Raw genomic sequence first — 18640 nt, 5'->3', positions numbered from 1 at the left:
TGGTTAGGTTGCATTATGGAAGGAAATCGCCAGAACGTATTTGAAGCTTACAATGAAATTGGAGATTGGTTTGCTGAAAACCGCCCTCAAAATTTAATGGAAAAAGGCTACCTCGATAAACTCATTGCGTTAATCCCGATTAATGGAAGCATCCTTGATGTTGGTTGCGGAACAGGTTTGCCGATTTTAAATTATTTTCAGGATAACGGTTTCAACGTAACCGGTGTAGATGCAAGTGAGAAAATGCTTGGGCTGGCAAAGAAAAATTTACCATTGGCAGCTTTTATTTTAGCTGATATGCGGGAGTTATCATTACCAAAAAAATATGATGCTGTGGTTGCCTGGCATAGTTTTTTTCATTTGCCTGCTGCAGACCAAACAAGAATGTTTGCTGTGTTTGAACAGCATTTAAAACCAAAAGGGATTTTACTTTTTACCTCCGGAACGAAAAAAGGAGAGGCTTGGGGTTTGAACGGCGGAGTGAATTTATTTCATGCATCTTTAGATAGCGCTGAATACGAGTTGCTGTTAGAAAGGCATAATTTCAGCGTCTTGTCGCATACAATTGATGATCCCGCCTGTGGAAACGCAACTGTTTGGATGGCTCAATATAAATCGCTTTAATTTATTATTTGATATAACTTTGCAAACATGATTGAACAGCAAAAGAATAATCCCCTGCATGGCATTACTTTAGAAAAGATAGTAACCGATTTACAGCTTCATTATGGGTGGGAAAAATTGGGTTCGTTAATTAAAATTGATTGTTTTAACAATAATCAAAGTATCAAATCAAGTTTAAAGTTTTTACGCAGAATGGATTGGGCCAGAAAAAAAGTGGAAGAACTATACCTAAGTACGTTCAACAAATAGCAAAAGCTACCGTTTTTAAGTGAATCGTTAATTCGCTCAATTTTAATTATCTTTCAAAAGCGCAGACTTTGGTTTAGTCAAAGTAAAAAACAGCCAGATATTTCAAACATAATTACAGCAATCATTTAAAGCACTATTTCTTAACTCCGCAGGCACATAATTATGCTTCGGGTACTGATTTGGATGATAAATCTTAACGCAAACGTTTGTTGTTTTTCAAATTGCGTTATTTTTCTCAGCCAATTCCTCCTTATTTAATTATCCCTCATCTCCTTTTACAAATTAAATCTTCTTAAAACCGGTTAAAAAGCACTTTCGGTTTTAATTAGAATAAATTGGGGCACGTCCTAAATCCTTCAGCATCTGCGAATGTAGCTTGTAGGATTTTTATATGCTTTGTTGACAAACGTTTGCGTAGTATTTTAAAAGAAAGTGCTATTCGAATGCTATAAATTAGGTTTTTATATGAGGCGATTAACCATTTAACAGTGGTTTTTGTAATTCCTCGCAATAAAATAACCAAATACGTCTTGAGAACCGGAAAACAAACTCTTATCAACAATTTAGCTGCCTATGAGTGAAATTAAACCATTAATGTGAATTCAATAACCTATCAACTAACTAAAAAATACAATATGAAGATTAAATCTTTGCTACTACTTGGAGGAGTTGGCTTGTTATGGCTAAATAAAAGTCAGGCAGCAACTATAATAAGTAACAAAACCAGTCTAGGCCACGCTTATGTAAAAGCAATGCCCGCTGATGATGTAACGATAAAAGGTAAAATAACAGATAAATCCGGGCCTGTTCCGGGTGCAACTGTAACTTTAAAAGCCAACCCTGGCATTGGAACTTCTACCGATGCAGATGGTAATTTCACAATAAAAGTTCCAGCTAATGGGATTCTGGTTGTCAAATCCATGGGTTACAAAACCCAGGAAATCGCAATTCAGGGCAAAACTGTTTTCAATATTTCCCTGGCGGAAGAAGACAACAATCTATCTGATGTGGTTGTTGTTGGCTATTCTTCAAAAAAGCAGGGCGAATTATCAAGTTCAGTATCTGTAATTTCTGCAGAGAAGCTTAAAGGCGTTGCTTCCAACGATGTAATTTCTATGATTCAGGGTAAGGCGCCCGGAGTGGTCGTTTCGTCGGCTTCTGGCGATCCAACATCAGCACCCAACATAACTATTCGTGGTATAAGTAGCATTAATGGGGGCACAGCACCGCTATTGGTTGTTGATGGAAACATTTTGGGTGCTTACGGCTCAGAGGGTGCAACCTACAGCCCAAACGATGTAGAATCTATCACGATTTTAAAAGATGCTGCGGCAACAGGTTTATATGGATCCCGTGCGGGTAGCGGTGTTATCATCGTAACTACGAAAACTGGTAAAGCTGGCGAGGCGAAAATCGAATTTAATTCTGTTGTGGGTTTTAACTCACCATCTACAGGCAATTTCAAACTGATGGATAGTCAGCAATTGTACGATTACCAGAAAACATTTTCAAATCCTAATCCGGCGGTTTTAAATACCGACACCAATTGGTGGGATTTAGCCACGCGGGATGGTATGACGCAAAACTATACCGTGTCAGCATCGGGTGGAACTGAGAAAACACGCTATTATGTAGCCGGAAATTACTATAGAGAGCAAGGTACTGTGGTTAACAACGATAAAAATGCTTACAACTTACGCACAAACTTAAGCAGCCAGTTAACCAAAAAACTTAAACTAAGTTTGTTGCTAAACGGAGTTTTTACCAGGGATAACTATGCAAATAGTAATAGTTTGGGTGATGGCTATTTAAACTTGCCTTTCGATCCGGCGTATAACGTGGATGGTACGCCAATTGACCCAAGGATTACCCCAAGTTGGCTGGGACGCGACGTCGAAAACTTTTTACATTCTACACAATACAATCTTTCGTATGCAAGAAGTTTAAACCTGAGTGCCGATGTAAATCTCGATTATAACATTGTTAAAAATCTAACTTTCTCCAGCTATAACAGAACAACTTTTTACAACACTTTTGCAGTAGATTACTACGATAAAAGGACTAAAGAAGGCGGTGCAACGAACGGTTCTTTGTATAACTCTACCAGCTATAAAAATAGGTTGCTAAGTTCTAACAGGCTGAAATATGAAAATAGTTTTGGCGAAAATCACCTAACTGTTCTTGCCGTTGGAGAGGCCGAAAAATCATATTACGATGAAGCCAACCTAAATGGAAAAAATTTGCCTGCCGGTCGTCCGGTGATGTCCACAGCAACCGATATTATCAGCAATCCATCTGGCGGAACGAATGAGTATAATTTCAGCAAATACCTGAGTCAGGTAGATTATAACTATGCTGGAAAATATTTTGCCATCGCATCATTTGTGCATGAAAATTCATCACGTTTTGGCATAAACAAGAGTGGTGGCGATTTTTATCAATTGGGCGCCTCGTGGATTCTTAGCAACGAACAGTTTTTAAAATCTATTAAAGCGATTAGCTTCCTAAAATTAAGAGCAAGTTATGGTACAACAGGTAATGCGGAAATTGGTGATTATCCATCTTTAGGTCTTTATTCTATTGATACCGGAGCAAGCTATGGAGGTCTTCCCGGCGCAAGTCCATCTCAAAAGGGAAACCCGAATTTAACCTGGGAAAAGCAGAAAACAGCAAATATTGGTTTCGACATTGGTTTCTGGAATCGCATAGATTTAAGTGTCGATTTGTACGACAAGCGTTCTAATGCATTATTATTCTTTGTGCCGCTTCCTTCAACCGAAGGTTATAAAGGCTATTTTGATAATGTTGGCGCTTTAAAAAACAGAGGGTTAGAATTTAACCTGACAACAAAAAACTTTACGGGCGAATTTAAATGGGAAACCAATTTAAACATGGCTTTTAACAGAAATACAATTTTAAAGTTAACGAATGATAAAGACGCTATAAATCCAGGGGGTTCTCAGCCAAGTGCTGTTGGTCGCGATATTTTCGACTGGAAGATGCCAATCTGGGCAGGTGTAGATCCAAATAATGGCGATCCGCTTTGGGAGAAAGTAATTACCGATGCCGACGGCGTAAGCCATATCGCCGTTACAAATACCTACGCACAGGCAACCCGCCAATATACAGGCACTTCTGCTTCCCCAAAATTTACCGGCGGTTTTACCAATACATTTTCTTACAAAGGCTTCTCGCTAAGTGCATTCCTAAATTTTGTTTACGGCAACGAAGTGTATAATAACAGTCGTGCTTATTTCGATAACGATGGCTTGTACGAAAGCTATAATGCGATGGTATTAAAATCGGGTTGGACCAGATGGGAAAAAATCGGAGATGTAGCCACGCATCCAAAACCGGTTTTGGGTGGAAATCACGATTCAAACCAACAATCAACAAGATACCTTGAAGATGGAAGCTACATCCGCTTGCGGAATGTTACGCTGGGCTATCAGATTCCAGAAAACTGGCTGAGTAAGATTAAAATTAGCAGCGCCAGAATTTTTGTAAGCGGCGATAACCTTTGGACAGGCACTAAATTTTCGGGCATAGATCCCGAAGTAAATTTAAGTTCAGGAGTGTCTAGTTTCAGGTATCCACTAAGTAAAAAGGTATTATTTGGTGTAAACATTGGTTTATAGGAGAGCAAAAAATGAAAAAGATTCAATTTAAAATATATACAATAGCAATTGTCTTCGCTTTCGGTTTAGGGAGCTGTAAAAAGGAGGTTAAACCATCAACCGCGATTGACGATCAATCTGCATTAACAAATCCAGGTGATATTGAAACTGCTACCATCGGTACTTACGCAGTACTTAGAAATGCAACTTATGTAAGAAGTGCACACTTTTTAACAGAATATCAGGGCGATAACATCGCTCAGGGCCAGCCTTCTTCTGATGACTTATCGAGGTGTTATCGTTATACGCATATCCCGACAGGAACACATGGTGCCAATTTTTGGAAACAGGCCTACTATGTTATTGTGGCTGCAAATAAAATTATCGCTGCAATACCGGATAATGCTACGGCCGATTTAAAACAGTTAAAGGGAGAAAACCTATTTCTTAAAGGGATGATGGAATTTAACCTCGTGCGTGTGTTTGGGCGCCCTTATGTTCAGGGCAACGGGGCTAATCCTGGCGTTCCAATCTTGAAAGAGGGAACAAACGCAACCTCGCCGTCAAGAAATACTGTAAAGGAGGTTTACGATGCAGCACTTTCAGATTTGTTGAAATCTGCAGAACTTATGTCTGTAGCTAAATCAGATATTTTCGCCTCGAAAGAAGTTGCCTATGCGCTGTTATCCAGAGTTTATTTAAACATGGGTGATAATGCTAATGCGATTAAATACGCTGATTTGGTTATCAGTTCTGGTCGCTATAAATTATTACAGGGCGCAGATTATGGTAGCTATTTCACCAAAACACCTGAAGCAAATGCTGAAACTATTTTTGCCATTCGTTACACCAAAACTGAAGATCAGGATTTTGGCGCAATCGGCTCAATGTATTATAGCGGTACTCCAGGCGCTTTGTCTACGCCTGGTGCGCAGGGAAATACGGGTTATGGTGAAATTTATGCTTCGCAACAATATGTGACCGAACTCGATAAAAACCCGGCAGATTTAAGGCATAGTTTTATTGCACCTTATAAAATTAACGGCGTACAGCAGGTAAACACTAAAATCTCGCCGAATGTGCCAATGTATTACGTAACAAAATACAATCTGCAGGAAGGGATTGCCAATTTAAGTTCGCCGGTTTACCTACGCCTGGCAGAAATGTATTTAAACAAGGCCGAGGCCAACGCTAAATTAGGAAATGTGCAACTGGCCTTAGATGATGTAAACATCATTCGTTCCCGTGCCGGCATCCCGGCTTTAACGGTTTCGGCTATCTCGGCAGGAAAAACCATCCTGGATGTTGTTTTGGACGAGCGCAGACTGGAGTTTGCTTTCGAAGGACAGCGGGCTTACGATTTGTTTAGAAATAACAAACCAATGAGCAGAAACTACCCAGGAACACATGCACTTAACAACACGCCAAACACCAATATAACCCAAACAATTTTGCCTACCGATGCAAGGGTTATTTTCTACGTTCCACAATATGAGATTGATAATAATAAAAATCTTACTCAAAATCCTTAATACGAGAAATTATGAAAAGAATATTTAGTCTATTAATCGCCCTAAGTTTTTTTACTGTAATGTTAGCCTGCAAAAAAAGCGGGCAAAACGAAAAGAATACCTTTAAGCCTCGCCCGGCCGTGATTGAAACAAGTATAGCTATTCCTGTTCAGGGAAATAGTTTTGTAACGCAATCAGTCGCCGGGGCAACCGAAACTATTGGTTCAACACTGTCTAACTGGAAAAATAACACTAGTGTAATTAGCACCTATTTTAAGGTTGGCCAGGCCGGTAAGTTTAACCTCGCAATTAAAGGAAGTGTAATTAGTGGTAAAAGTCTAGTAAAACTAACTGTTAACGGTACTTCGTTTGAAGTGACTTTGAGTGGCACTACAGCTGCGGTATATCCAGCCGGAATCGTTGATATTACAACTCCAGGCTATGTAAAAGTTGATTTACAGGGCGTCAGCAAAGACGGTGTTACATTTGCAGAAGTTTCAGATATTATGGTGGGCGGAACTGCTGCTTCAAGCAATCTGCAATACGCAAGTGTTAGTGCCGATAATCAGTTTTATTGGTCAAGAAGAGGGCCATCCGTTCATTTAAACTATACCGCTCCTGCCGGTAATAACGAATGGATGTATAACGAATTAACTGTGCCGGCAGGTCAGGATAATATCGGGTCTTACTACATGTCGAATGGTTTCAATGGTGGATATTTTGGTATTCAGGTTAAGTCGGCAACCGAACGGTGGGTGTTATTTTCGGTGTGGGATGCCGATTCTGGTGGTAAAACACTATTGACCAGCAAAGGTGCAGATGTTGTGAATGGTAATTTTGCAGGCGAAGGTACCGGTGGACAAAGCTATTTGGTCTACAACTGGAAAGCCGGGAATACCTATAAATTTCTAACCCAAATAAAGCCAGATGGCGCAGGTAACACCCTGTATTCATCTTGGTTTTTTGCGCCCGAACTTGGCGTATGGAAATTTATGGCCACTTTTAAAAGGCCCGCTACAAATACTTATGTTGCAGGCTTAAACTCTTTCCTCGAAAACTTTAATGTCGATTTAGGTTATACCGGACGTAAGGCTTTATACAACAACATGTGGGTAAGAAACACCGCTGGTGTTTGGGCAGAAATAAGCGCAGCCAGATTTAGCTGCGACCCAACCGGAACAACACAGCAACGCATGGATTTTAAAGGTGGTGTAGAAGACGGCAAATTTTACCTTCAAAATGGTGCATTCTTTAACGATTTTGTTCCGAACAACACCAACTTTACCCGCACGGCCACAGGCATTGCACCATCCGTAAACTTAACTGCTTTACCAACTAATTAGACAACAAAATGACAACAATAAAATTCTCTGGCTTATTGATTTTACTCTCGATATTGGGTGTAGTCAGTTCCTGCAAAAAAGATAAAAGTCCTGAGCTTACGTCTAACCTTGAAGAAACCGTTCTGGATAGATCTGCCTGGACCATAACAGCGTCAAGCGAACAGTTAACCGGCGAAAATACTGGTCTTGCGACTGCGGTTTTAGACGGCGATATAAATACCATCTGGCATAGCAATTATGCGGGCGCACAAACTGCTTATCCACATTGGTTGCTCGTTGACATGAAAAAGCCGATTGTAATTACCCAGGTTAATTTAACGGCAAGACAGAACAGCGTTAAAGGCTTTACAAAATTTAAACTCGAAGGCAGCGTTGATGGAACGACTTTCATAAATATTGGCGAGTTTACCTTTAATCCGGCATTAGCCACCGAACAAGCTTTTACAATCAGTCCGGCGAGAAATGTGCGGTTTGTAAAATTGACTGCATTGGAAAAAGCGGCCACGCAAACCGGCTCTATTACGTTTTTAGCAGAGTTGAGTGTGAAGGGCCTGCAAGAACGGGTACCAATTACTGATGTGGCTTTGGACAAGGCCGGCTGGACGGCAACGGCATCGAGCGAAGTAAACTTTCCTGGCGACGAAACGAATCTGGCCGCATATGTTGTCGATGTAATTTCTGCCAAAAGCCCTACAGCCACCGGTATTCCTTCATTCTGGCAAGCCGATTATGAGGTGTTGCACCCTTATCCACATTGGGTTATTATAGATATGAAAAAAGCAAGCCTGCTCAGTTATATCGGTTTAAATGCACACACCGATGCTAAGCAAGGTTTTACTAAATTTTCTGTATCCGGCAGCGCCGATGGAACTACATTTACGCAGCTTGGCGATAATAGAAACTTTAACCCGGCGACAACTACGGAGCAAAAATTTGCGGTTTCTCCGTCAGCGCCAATCAGGTATATTAAAATTACTTTACTTGAAGGTACGCCATATCCTTGTTTGGCAAACTTTGAAGCTTACGTAAAATTATAGGAAGAGCAATGTTTCTAAATAAGTAATGATATGCTTTAAGTGATAGAAAAAAGCAGTCTCAAAACAAAAATGCCCCCAAAAGCTAAACACTTTTCGGGGGCTTTTTTGTTTTCAAAATTCATGTTATCTCAAGCTTTAACGCCGGCAAGTTATCACAACAACTGAGTTCTAAATCATCAGTTGGGCTGCAAAAAACGAGGTACAGCCGCCATGTTTGCACTGATAATTTTCTCAACTGTTCAGCCAGTTGCGACTAGCACTTCGTTCTTAAAATCCAAAATCAAATCCTAACTCGACGCCCAACATTTCACAACAACCTAAAACGTACAAACTTTTTGTGCTAACCCCTTGATTTTTAAAAAGAATTGTTCTACTTTTGCAGTCCGTTTTATGGGCTATCTGCAAAGATGCCGGGGGAGCGGTAATTTTTTAAATAAAAAACATAAAAAAGCACAATGCCAACCATTCAACAATTAGTTAGAAAAGGTAGAGTAGCACTGGAGTTCAAGAGTAAGTCTCCAGCGTTGGACAGCTGTCCACAGCGAAGAGGTGTATGTACACGTGTGTACACCACTACCCCTAAAAAACCAAACTCAGCAATGCGTAAAGTAGCCCGTGTTCGTTTAACGAACGGTAAAGAGGTGAATGCATACATCCCTGGAGAAGGTCACAACTTACAGGAGCACTCAATCGTGTTGATCCGTGGTGGTCGTGTTAAAGATTTACCAGGTGTACGTTACCACATTATCCGTGGTGCATTAGATACATCAGGAGTAGCTGGTCGTAACCAACGTCGTTCGAAATATGGTACTAAACGTCCTAAACCAGGACAAGTAGCTGCGGCGCCAACAAAAGGTAAAAAGAAATAATCGGGAGGAAATAAGAAATGAGAAAGTCAAAACCAAAAAAGAGAATTATTCTTCCTGATCCAAAATTTAATGATGTTCAGGTAACTCGTTTTGTAAACAATATGATGTACGATGGAAAGAAATCTATCGCTTACTCTATTTTTTACGATGCTGTTGAAATTGCTGAGAAAAAAGCAGGTGAAAACGGTTTAGAGATATTTAAACGTGCTTTAACTAACATTATGCCAGCTGTAGAGGTTAAATCTCGTCGTGTTGGTGGTGCTAACTTCCAGGTTCCAACTGAGGTTAGACCAGAACGTAAAACAGCTTTAGGTATGAAATGGTTAATTTTATACGCTCGTAAACGTGGCGAAAAAACCATGAAAGAGAAATTAGCTGGCGAAATTGTAGCTGCTGCTAAGGGTGAAGGTGCTGCTGTTAAAAAGAAAGAAGATACGCACAAAATGGCTGAGGCTAACAAAGCGTTCTCACACTTTAGATTCTAAATATTAAAATGATTGAATGATTGAATTTTGAATGAGCGAGTGGTTTTAATATCATTCTCACATTCTCTAATTCAATCATTCGCTAATTATAAACAATGGCAAGAGATTTAAAATTTACAAGAAATATCGGAATCGCAGCTCACATTGATGCAGGTAAAACTACAACAACTGAGCGTATCCTTTATTATGCTGGTGTTAGTCATAAAATTGGTGAAGTGCACGAAGGTGCTGCAACAATGGACTGGATGGCGCAAGAGCAAGAGCGTGGTATCACAATTACTTCTGCCGCAACTACGGTTGAGTGGAAATACAGAGGTCAGGCTTACCACATGAACATTATCGATACACCCGGACACGTGGATTTTACCGTTGAGGTAAACCGTTCGTTACGTGTATTAGATGGTTTAGTATTCTTGTTTTCTGCAGTTGATGGTGTTGAGCCTCAATCAGAAACTAACTGGCGTTTAGCTAACAACTATAATGTTGCCCGTATTGGTTTCGTTAACAAAATGGACCGTTCCGGAGCTGACTTCTTAAAAGTTGTTAAGCAAGTTAAAGACATGTTAGGTAGTAATGCAGTTCCATTGCAATTACCTATCGGTGCTGAAGACGGATTTAAAGGTGTGGTTGATTTGATTAACAACCGTGGTATTGTTTGGAATGAGCATGATAAAGGTATGACCTTTACTGAAGTGCCTATCCCAGAAGATATGCTTGATGAAGTTGCGGAGTGGAGAGAGAAATTATTAGAATCTGTAGCTGATTATGATGAATCTTTAATGGAGAAATTCTTTGAAGATCCAAACTCGATTACTGAACGTGAAATTTTAGATGCTTTACGTGCAGCTGTTTTAGATGCTAAAATTGTACCTATGGTTTGTGGTTCATCTTTCAAAAACAAAGGTGTTCAAACCATGTTAGATTACGTGATGGAGTTATTGCCTTCGCCACTTGATTCTGAAGGTGTTGTTGGTACTAATCCAGATACTGGTGCTGAAGTTTTATTAAAACCAAGCATTAATGAGCCGTTTGCAGCTTTAGCTTTTAAAATTGCAACAGACCCATTCGTAGGTCGTTTATGTTTCATCCGTGTTTATTCAGGTAACCTGGAAGCCGGTTCTTACGTTTATAACACTCGTTCAGAAAGTAAAGAGCGTATTTCTCGTATCTTCCAAATGCATGCTAACAAGCAAAATCCTGTGCCTAATGTGGCTGCCGGAGATATCGCTGCGGTAGTTGGATTTAAAGATATTAAAACAGGTGATACACTTTGTGAAGAGAAAAACCCAATCATCCTTGAATCAATGAATTTCCCTGAGCCGGTTATCGGTTTAGCAATTGAGCCTAAAACTCAAGCTGACGTTGATAAATTAGGTATGGGCTTATCTAAATTAGCTGAAGAAGATCCTACATTCAGAGTTCAAACAGACCAAGAAACTGGTCAAACTGTAATCTCTGGTATGGGTGAGCTTCACTTAGATATCTTAATTGACCGTTTAAAACGTGAATTTAAAGTAGAAGTTAACCAGGGTGCGCCACAAGTAGCATACAAAGAGGCAATCTTCGGTTCTACGCAACACCGTGAAACGTATAAAAAACAATCGGGTGGTCGTGGTAAATTCGCGGATATCCAGGTTGTTATTTCTCCAATTGATGCTGATTTTGAAAAAGGTGGTTTACAATTCGTAAACGAAATTACAGGTGGTTCAATTCCACGTGAATTTATTCCTTCAGTAGAAAAAGGCTTTGCAGCGGCAATGGTTAATGGTGTATTGGCAGGTTATCCGCTTCCTGATATGAAAGTACGTTTGATTGATGGTTCATTCCACGCAGTCGATTCAGATGCTTTATCATTTGAGCTTGCAGCTAAAATGGCATATCGTGAGGCTTTACCTAAATGTAAACCTACTTTGATGGAGCCAATCATGAAAATCGAAATCTTAACCCCTGAGGAAAACATGGGTGATGTTATCGGTGATATGAACCGTCGTCGTGGTCAGTTACAAGGTATGGATACCCGTAATGGATCTCAGGTTATCAAAGCATTAGTTCCACTTTCAGAAATGTTCGGTTATGTAACTCAGTTGCGTACCATCACTTCAGGTCGTGCAACTTCTACAATGGAATTCGATCACTACGAACCAGCGCCTAAAAACGTTCAAGACGAAGTAATTGCTAAATCAAAAGGCAGAATTAAAGCTGAAGATTAGTATTAAGATAAAAGTATCAAGTATCAAGACCTGCATTGAGTCTTGATACTCGATACTAAATACTTGCTACTAATACTAAAAAGATAAATCCGATTTCTGTTGTTAATAGCTCTAACAGGAAATCATAATTAAAATAAGATGAGCCAAAGAATCAGAATTAAATTAAAATCTTACGATTACAACTTAGTAGATAAATCTGCTGAGAAAATCGTAAAAACTGTTAAGCCTACGGGTGCAGTTGTTAGTGGACCAATTCCACTTCCTACAGAGAAAAAAATCTTTACTGTATTACGTTCTCCACACGTAAACAAAAAAGCTAGAGAGCAATTTCAATTATGCGCTTATAAACGCCTTTTGGATATTTACAGCTCTAACTCTAAAACGGTAGATGCTTTAATGAAACTTGAATTACCTAGCGGTGTTGAAGTTGAAATCAAAGTGTGATAGATTTTAAAGCAATAAAAAGGCCTGGATGTAAATTCAGGCCTTTTTTGTTATCCCGAACTTCAACTTTAGCGGGCTATCCTAACTTGCTTTTAAATTCTTAAAAACAAAAGGCTTTACCGATAGTTTATTCTTTAAAGGAATTTATGGGAACCGAGGAACAAAACGATAAATCTGGGGCTGTTAAAGGACAGGATTTTGCAAAGCCGGAAGCGGACAGCAAAAAGCCATCTCATGGCGAAGTTGCAAACCAAAAGGGTGGCGATTTTTCTGAACTGGAAGAAACAAGGATGGATCATCCGCCAGAAAGTAGAGACACAAATGGTTCGGAAAATGAAAATACTACCCAACCGGAAAGTCGGCCAAATCAAACAAACGGCGTGAAATAATCTTAAGGTCTGAAGCTGAATTTGCTGGCGGGTTTCAGTCTTAGTCGATAATTCTATTTCGCACGACAAAACTTATTAGGGCCGCAGTGTTTTTTGTCCCTGTCTTTTCTAAAAGGTTTTGTCTGTTTCCCTCAATCGTGCGCTTGCTCGTGAATAGTTTATCTGCTATTTCACTATTGGTTAATCCCTGGGCAATTAAATTGAGAATCTCTATTTCACGTTTAGAAATTTCTGCAGTTGTTTTTAACTGGGTAGCCGAAGCTGCGTAGCGGCTGTTACTTTGCGAAAGCAATTTCAATGCAATGTTCGTGCAAATGTATTGATAGCCAGATGTGATCTGTTTTATCGCAAACTTAATTTCTGGGATGTTAACATTCTTTAACAAATAACCATGCGCACCTGCCTCCAGGGCCTGCACAACATATTTTTCATGGTCGAGCATTGTTAAAACGAGTAATTTTATCTTCGGATAATTTTCCGCAATCGTAGATATTAATTCCATGCCGTTCATATCGGGCATGTTAATATCGGTTAGGATAACATCAGGTTCGGTACCATTTTTAAGGTATTCTAAAACCTCCTCACCATTTTTAACGTCAGCAATAATTTCTATATCGGTTTCATCATCGAGCAATGCGATGATACCATTTCGCACAAGTGTGTGATCTTCAGCAAGTAATACTTTGGTCGCGTTTTTCAATCTTAGTACTAGTAAACAATTTAAGGGTAAATTCAAATATCGAAATATTTTAATGTCTCAACGCACGTGTTTATACCACAAATTGAGGTATTAATACGCATTATGATTTAGCATCGTTAACAGACTGTGCCTTTGGTTGCCGGCACAGCATTTATTTGCCGTTTTTGATACTCTACAAGCACTATTATTTAATCATCGTGGCCGCATAGAAATGGCCAAAGTTGCAGGCAGTTAAGCAGATGTAAGTTACACAACTTTTTTACTAAATCGTTTTAAACTAATAAAAGGTTTTTATTAAATGATCTTAAACTTTTTTAACCCATTAATTGTTGATTTATATATCTAACTATAAAAGAAAATTGAAATGAGCTTGAGTAAAAATTCTAATGAAAAGGAAACCAATGAAGAGGTGAACAAAAATCTGAATATCGCAAGTTTAGAAGAGGCAGATTTAGATAACGACACCTACGGTCACAGCACTGATGCTTCGGCATTTAAGCGCAAAAATGAGCCACAGGAAGGACATGGTAATCACAGCGAAAGCGGCTCTTCGGATGAGAACGTTGAATCGTCAGAGCAGCTGAAGAATATTAATTTATCCGGTGCTGATTTGTCTGACAGTTCGGGAGATACGGAAAAAGGTATTGGTGGAAGCCAACTGTAAGACTCTGGATGCTAAATTCGATTTTTAAACGTTGGACTACTTCCAGCCGTCGTTCCAAATTAACACGATATTTATACGAACCAGTTGCTCTTTACTTTAGCATAGATAAAAGCGCACATTTGTGCAGGTCAAATCATTATGTAGTTTGATAAGCTTATCGCATCAGCTATATTCCTGAATTCAGAACGTCATCTTCGTTGCGTTGTAATGATTTTGGGGTGTCCTTGAAATCTTTTGATGAACTACCCGTTTTGCTTTCTGCGCTTTCTATAGTTGAGTTTTCATCTTTATTCCCATAAGTATCATCACTCAAAGAATCCTTTCCCTGTGTGCCAGAGTTATCAAAACCATCTCGTGCGGCAGTATTTCCCTTAATTCTTAAATCGGTTTCCTGCCCGAAGCTGGTTACCTCGTTTCCTTCATTGCCTTTTTGCACGTCCGATTTTGAAGGCGATTCCTCTCCGGAACCAACGTAGCCTTCCAAATGTTCTTCTTTATTATACGGGTTCGTTTTCATAGTGTTTTAAGAACAAATGGTAAAAGAAATGGTTTTCAGCTTTTGTGTTAAATAATTGACCGTCGTTTTTGGCTTTTGATTAACTTCGCTTCCGGAAAAAGCAAAAATTGATGGATTGGAAAAAATTACTTTCGAATAAGCGTTTTGGTCAGGAACAGTATGGTGCGAGCTCAGATAAGGCACGGTCCGATTTTCAACGCGATTACGACAGGCTAATTTTTTCATCGCCATTTAGACGATTACAGAACAAAACCCAGGTTTTTCCATTGCCGGGAAGTATTTTTGTCCACAATAGATTAACCCATAGTTTGGAAGTTGCGAGTGTAGCCCGTTCGATGGCGAATATCTTTCTTAACGCAATAGAAACCAAAAATCCCGAACTGATTAAAGAGGTACCTTTGATTAATGAAGTTGGGAATATTGTTGCTGCTGCAGCCCTTGCGCACGATTTAGGAAACCCGGCATTCGGGCATTCCGGCGAAGCTGCAATTTCCAGATATTTTACTGATGGAGATGGAAAAGTTTATCAAAAGGATATGAATGATGCCCAATGGCACGATTTAATAAATTTTGAAGGTAACGCGAACGCTATCCGTATTTTAACGCACCCGCTCAAAGGAAAAGGCAACGACGCCTATGCCTTAACCTATTCAACGCTCGCATCTATTGCAAAATATCCATGTGCATCAATCGCAGGGAAGCAGAAAGGCATATTACACAGAAAAAAGTATGGTTTTTTTCAATCGGAAGAAGAAAGCTTTAAGAGAATAGCTGATGAGCTTGGTCTGGCCCGTGAAGAGAATGAACATTTGGTTTACAAACGTCATCCTTTGGTGTATCTTGTAGAAGCTGCTGATGATATTTGTTATAGCATAATTGATTTAGAGGATGCCCATCGTTTAAAAATTCTTTCTTATGAAGAAGTTCGAAGTTATTTGTTACCCTTTGCCAATTCGAGAACAATTGAGGATAGGCTGCAAAACGATTACGAAGATGATGATGCAAAAATAGGCTTGTTGCGGGCGAAAGCAATAAACACTTTAACGGTGTTGTGTGCTGATATTTTCTATGCCGAGCAAGATGCTTTATTAAAGGGCAACTTGAATAAGAGCCTTACAGACTTAATTCGGGAGCCGTACCTGACTGCCTGGAGAACAATAGAAAAAGTTTCGGTAGAAAGAATTTACAACTTCTCTTCAGTTATACAGAAGGAAGTTGCAGGCTATAAAATCATGGCGGGATTGCTGGAAGAGTTTGTTCCGGCACTAATTCATAATGACACACATTACTACAAAAAATTGGTGAAGTTAATTGCTAAACAATACCATACAGACTTATCTGATATTTACTCGAGAACCCAAAGTGTACTGGATTTTGTGTCTGGGATGACCGACTTATACGCTGTCGATCTATATCGAAATATTAAAGGAATATCTTTTCCGTCAGAAACCTAAAACAGCGGATAGCATCAATTAAAGGGAGCGTAAATGCTCCAAAACTGCTGTTTGTGTAAAAAACCAGTTTCAAGTAGTTCGATTTTTTATCAATGAAGTCACTTTTTCATTTTTAGGCCTGGATTTCGTGTAAACGGCAGATCTGTACTTATACTATTTATTAGATTTGACAGTTAAGCCTCGCAATAACTAGCCTGGTTTAAGCCAAACACGATCATATCCCGATAAATGAAAAAAATGTTACTCGTTGCCATGCTTCTGGTTTGCATGGCCTGTGCTGTAAAGGCTCAAGTGCCTCAACAGTTTAACTATCAAGGTGCAGCCCGTAACACAAATGGAACGCCCCTTGCAAATAAAAGCATCTCTTTAAAAATTAGTATTCTCGATGCTTCCGCTACCGGAACAGCACAATATACCGAAGTGCGAAATGTTATAACCAACCCATTTGGCTTATATAGTGTTGTAATAGGTAGCGCAGGTGCAACTTCCGTTTCGGGAACAATTGCCGGTGTTACATGGGGAACCGGATTAAAATTTATAAAAGTTGAAGTTGATCCGGATAACGGCTCTAATTTTAGTCTGGCCGGAACTGCCCAACTGCTGAGCGTACCTTATGCTTTATACTCCGCCAATGGGCCAACTGGCGCCAAAGGCGATACAGGTGCAACCGGGCCCGCTGGCCCACAAGGCGCTATAGGTCCTGCCGGCCCTACGGGTGCAACAGGCGCAAGCGGAGCTACTGGTGCAACCGGCGCAACGGGTGCACAAGGCCTTCAAGGTGCTACTGGTCCTGCTGGGGCGATAGGCCCAACTGGGTTAACAGGTGCTACGGGAGCTACAGGCGCCACGGGTGCGCCGGGTGCAGTTGGTGCCACTGGTCCTGCTGGCCCAATCGGACCTACCGGTTTAACAGGAGCGCAGGGTCCGCAGGGTTTAACCGGCCCGGCAGGTGCTGCCGGACCAAAAGGAGACCCGGGGATTCAAGGTATTCAGGGACCAGTGGGTCCATCTACAGGCGTAGCAGGAGGAGACCTCACCGGAAACTATCCTAATCCTACCATTGCAAATCTACAGGGAAAAGCTTTAAATGCAGCGGCACCGGCAAACAACCAAGTGCTGTTGTTTGATGGCACACAATGGAAACCCGTTACGCTTGATGTAAACAGCCTTGGCGGCGGAAGAGCATTATCATCAACCGACTTGAGTATTACGCCGAACGGTACAACGGCTTTACTGAAAGATGTTGTTGTAAACATCAATAATGGAGCAGTAACGACTATTAAGATTGCAGATGGTGCAGTGACTACGCCAAAACTGGCAGACGGTTCTGTTACCACCGCGAAGCTTGCCGATGCAGCTGTAACTTCAGTAAAAATTGGTAATAAAGAAGTTAAAACGGTAAATATAGACGACTCTGCTGTTGGAACACTCCAAATTGCAAATGCTTCAGTTAGTGTCGCCAAATTGACAACCGCTGGTGCTTCCGATGCAGGAAAAGTTTACATTACCAACGCTACAACTGGTGTGCCTGAGCTTATCAGCAGAAATCTTTTTGCAAATGCAAATTCGTGGGCTTTGCAAGGAAATACTGGCAACATCGATTTAAGTAATAACTATCTGGGTAATACAGACGATGTTGCGATTAACTTTCTGATTAACGGGCAAAAAGCCGGCCGCTTAGGAAACTCGAATGATACCAACCTGTCGTTTGGCTACAGAACTTTTTTATCTAACGTTTCCGGATTTTTCAACAGCGTTTTTGGAAAGGAAGCATTATCGTTAAACATTTCCGGTTTTGAAAACAGTGCATTTGGCCACATGGTTTTAAGCCGGAATTTCAGCGGTTACAATAACAGCGCCTACGGTTCTATGGCAATGGCTGTGAATACGGTTGGTAATGATAATACGGCTTTCGGTACCCGCGTACTGTCGGCAAATATTACAGGTACCGGCAATACAGCTGTTGGAAGCTACGCCTTAGCGGCAAATACCGGAAACGGTAATGTTGCGATAGGGCAGAATGCGGGCAGAAATAACACCAGCGGCGCAGGGAATATTTTCATCGGTTCAGATGCGGCAGGTGCTTTAGGTAGCTCAGATAACACGCTGATAATTGCCAATTCTGCTACAACCTTGCCACTAATTTCAGGCTCAATGGCAACAAATGGTGGTACGCTAACTGTAAATAACGCTTTGGCGGCTGGTTCTGTATCATCAGCGCCAGCTGCAAGCACACTTAACATCAATGGTTCTTTAGGTACCAATATTTTACGGTATGCCGCTGGCGGAAGTTTAACGCTTAATGAAAGCCATCATACTATTCGGATTACAACCGCGCCAGCAACGGTGACACTGCCCTTAGCATCTACTGTAAAGGGAAGGGTTTACGTAATTATGAATGGCAGCGGATTAATCTTTGCAACTGCTGTGGTAAACCCCGATGGTACCGCAATTGCTGCACCTGTATTAAACCAGGTAATTACCGTTCAAAGCGATGGAACGGATTGGGTAAAAATTTCTCAATAAT

16 protein-coding genes are annotated in these 18640 nt (G+C 40.4%); 14 read left to right on the top strand and 2 right to left on the bottom strand.

Annotated elements, in window-relative coordinates:
• The first annotated feature begins 15 nt into the window (after nt 1-15).
• The 11 genes from AC0IWT_RS13590 to AC0IWT_RS13540 all read left to right on the top strand — a co-directional run bounded on the left by AC0IWT_RS13590 (nt 16) and on the right by AC0IWT_RS13540 (nt 12778).
• Nucleotides 16-624: a class I SAM-dependent methyltransferase gene (locus AC0IWT_RS13590; RefSeq protein WP_471797560.1), complete on the top strand. Its 609-nt coding sequence runs from the start codon at nt 16-18 to the stop codon at nt 622-624.
• Between the two features lie 27 nt (nt 625-651).
• The gene (locus AC0IWT_RS13585) at nt 652-873 is read left to right on the top strand and encodes a VF530 family protein (RefSeq protein WP_471797559.1); all 222 of its coding nucleotides are present in this window, start codon (nt 652-654) and stop codon (nt 871-873) included.
• A gap of 635 nt (nt 874-1508) precedes the next feature.
• Nucleotides 1509-4511 carry a SusC/RagA family TonB-linked outer membrane protein gene (locus AC0IWT_RS13580; RefSeq protein WP_471797558.1) on the top strand — a complete coding sequence of 1001 codons (3003 nt, stop codon included), beginning with the start codon at nt 1509-1511 and terminating at the stop codon, nt 4509-4511.
• A gap of 11 nt (nt 4512-4522) precedes the next feature.
• The gene (locus AC0IWT_RS13575) at nt 4523-6022 is read left to right on the top strand and encodes a RagB/SusD family nutrient uptake outer membrane protein (protein ID WP_471797557.1); all 1500 of its coding nucleotides are present in this window, start codon (nt 4523-4525) and stop codon (nt 6020-6022) included.
• Nucleotides 6023-6033: 11 nt separating this feature from the next.
• A complete protein-coding gene (locus AC0IWT_RS13570) occupies nt 6034-7344 on the top strand; it encodes a DUF3472 domain-containing protein (protein ID WP_471797556.1) in 1311 nt (436 codons plus the stop codon).
• A gap of 8 nt (nt 7345-7352) precedes the next feature.
• Nucleotides 7353-8381, top strand: coding sequence for a discoidin domain-containing protein (locus tag AC0IWT_RS13565; RefSeq protein WP_471797555.1), 1029 nt, complete (start codon nt 7353-7355; stop codon nt 8379-8381).
• A gap of 455 nt (nt 8382-8836) precedes the next feature.
• Nucleotides 8837-9250, top strand: a complete 414-nt coding sequence (rpsL, locus tag AC0IWT_RS13560; RefSeq protein WP_008244597.1) for a 30S ribosomal protein S12 — start codon at nt 8837-8839, stop codon at nt 9248-9250.
• Nucleotides 9251-9267: 17 nt separating this feature from the next.
• The gene (gene rpsG, locus AC0IWT_RS13555; RefSeq protein ID WP_029278632.1) at nt 9268-9735 is read left to right on the top strand and encodes a 30S ribosomal protein S7; all 468 of its coding nucleotides are present in this window, start codon (nt 9268-9270) and stop codon (nt 9733-9735) included.
• Nucleotides 9736-9830: 95 nt separating this feature from the next.
• Nucleotides 9831-11945, top strand: a complete 2115-nt coding sequence (fusA, locus tag AC0IWT_RS13550; RefSeq protein ID WP_056869739.1) for an elongation factor G — start codon at nt 9831-9833, stop codon at nt 11943-11945.
• A 138-nt stretch (nt 11946-12083) separates the two neighbouring features.
• Entirely contained in the window at nt 12084-12389 is a 306-nt protein-coding gene (gene rpsJ, locus AC0IWT_RS13545) for a 30S ribosomal protein S10 (RefSeq protein WP_008244591.1), read from the top strand.
• A 146-nt stretch (nt 12390-12535) separates the two neighbouring features.
• Nucleotides 12536-12778 carry a hypothetical protein gene (locus AC0IWT_RS13540; protein ID WP_056869740.1) on the top strand — a complete coding sequence of 81 codons (243 nt, stop codon included), beginning with the start codon at nt 12536-12538 and terminating at the stop codon, nt 12776-12778.
• A 40-nt stretch (nt 12779-12818) separates the two neighbouring features.
• On the opposite strand, the gene AC0IWT_RS13535 is transcribed toward AC0IWT_RS13540, so the two are convergent.
• Entirely contained in the window at nt 12819-13478 is a 660-nt protein-coding gene (locus AC0IWT_RS13535) for a response regulator transcription factor (RefSeq protein WP_056869741.1), read from the bottom strand.
• 364 nt (nt 13479-13842) lie between these two features.
• Between AC0IWT_RS13535 and AC0IWT_RS13530 the strand changes: the two genes are divergently transcribed.
• Nucleotides 13843-14142: a hypothetical protein gene (locus AC0IWT_RS13530; protein ID WP_471797554.1), complete on the top strand. Its 300-nt coding sequence runs from the start codon at nt 13843-13845 to the stop codon at nt 14140-14142.
• 166 nt (nt 14143-14308) lie between these two features.
• Here the strand turns inward: AC0IWT_RS13530 and AC0IWT_RS13525 are convergent, their stop codons facing one another.
• Complete coding sequence (locus AC0IWT_RS13525) at nt 14309-14659, bottom strand: hypothetical protein (protein ID WP_471797553.1); 351 nt, start codon at nt 14657-14659, stop codon at nt 14309-14311.
• A 110-nt stretch (nt 14660-14769) separates the two neighbouring features.
• On the opposite strand from AC0IWT_RS13525, the gene AC0IWT_RS13520 reads away from it, so the two are divergent.
• Both AC0IWT_RS13520 and AC0IWT_RS13515 read left to right on the top strand, forming a co-directional pair.
• Nucleotides 14770-16113, top strand: a complete 1344-nt coding sequence (locus AC0IWT_RS13520) for a deoxyguanosinetriphosphate triphosphohydrolase (RefSeq protein ID WP_471797552.1) — start codon at nt 14770-14772, stop codon at nt 16111-16113.
• 228 nt (nt 16114-16341) lie between these two features.
• Nucleotides 16342-18639, top strand: a complete 2298-nt coding sequence (locus AC0IWT_RS13515; protein ID WP_471797551.1) for a beta strand repeat-containing protein — start codon at nt 16342-16344, stop codon at nt 18637-18639.
• The last annotated feature ends 1 nt before the right edge of the window (nt 18640 follow it).

The sequence above is a fragment of the Pedobacter sp. AC464 genome, from assembly GCF_979253075.1.
Note: the sequence above shows the minus strand (reverse complement) of the source record. Positions and strands in the feature narration are given on the sequence as shown.

Bases quoted from the DNA above. Each gene is read 5' to 3' on its own strand.
- AC0IWT_RS13590 (WP_471797560.1), top strand. From the start codon at position 16: ATGGAAGGAAATCGCCAGAACGTATTTGAAGCTTACAATGAAATTGGA.
- AC0IWT_RS13585 (WP_471797559.1), top strand. From the start codon at position 652: ATGATTGAACAGCAAAAGAATAATCCCCTGCATGGCATTACTTTAGAA.
- AC0IWT_RS13580 (WP_471797558.1), top strand. From the start codon at position 1,509: ATGAAGATTAAATCTTTGCTACTACTTGGAGGAGTTGGCTTGTTATGG.
- AC0IWT_RS13575 (WP_471797557.1), top strand. From the start codon at position 4,523: ATGAAAAAGATTCAATTTAAAATATATACAATAGCAATTGTCTTCGCT.
- AC0IWT_RS13570 (WP_471797556.1), top strand. From the start codon at position 6,034: ATGAAAAGAATATTTAGTCTATTAATCGCCCTAAGTTTTTTTACTGTA.
- AC0IWT_RS13565 (WP_471797555.1), top strand. From the start codon at position 7,353: ATGACAACAATAAAATTCTCTGGCTTATTGATTTTACTCTCGATATTG.
- rpsL (WP_008244597.1), top strand. From the start codon at position 8,837: ATGCCAACCATTCAACAATTAGTTAGAAAAGGTAGAGTAGCACTGGAG.
- rpsG (WP_029278632.1), top strand. From the start codon at position 9,268: ATGAGAAAGTCAAAACCAAAAAAGAGAATTATTCTTCCTGATCCAAAA.
- fusA (WP_056869739.1), top strand. From the start codon at position 9,831: ATGGCAAGAGATTTAAAATTTACAAGAAATATCGGAATCGCAGCTCAC.
- rpsJ (WP_008244591.1), top strand. From the start codon at position 12,084: ATGAGCCAAAGAATCAGAATTAAATTAAAATCTTACGATTACAACTTA.
- AC0IWT_RS13540 (WP_056869740.1), top strand. From the start codon at position 12,536: ATGGGAACCGAGGAACAAAACGATAAATCTGGGGCTGTTAAAGGACAG.
- AC0IWT_RS13530 (WP_471797554.1), top strand. From the start codon at position 13,843: ATGAGCTTGAGTAAAAATTCTAATGAAAAGGAAACCAATGAAGAGGTG.
- AC0IWT_RS13525 (WP_471797553.1), bottom strand. From the start codon at position 14,659: ATGAAAACGAACCCGTATAATAAAGAAGAACATTTGGAAGGCTACGTT.
- AC0IWT_RS13520 (WP_471797552.1), top strand. From the start codon at position 14,770: ATGGATTGGAAAAAATTACTTTCGAATAAGCGTTTTGGTCAGGAACAG.
- AC0IWT_RS13515 (WP_471797551.1), top strand. From the start codon at position 16,342: ATGAAAAAAATGTTACTCGTTGCCATGCTTCTGGTTTGCATGGCCTGT.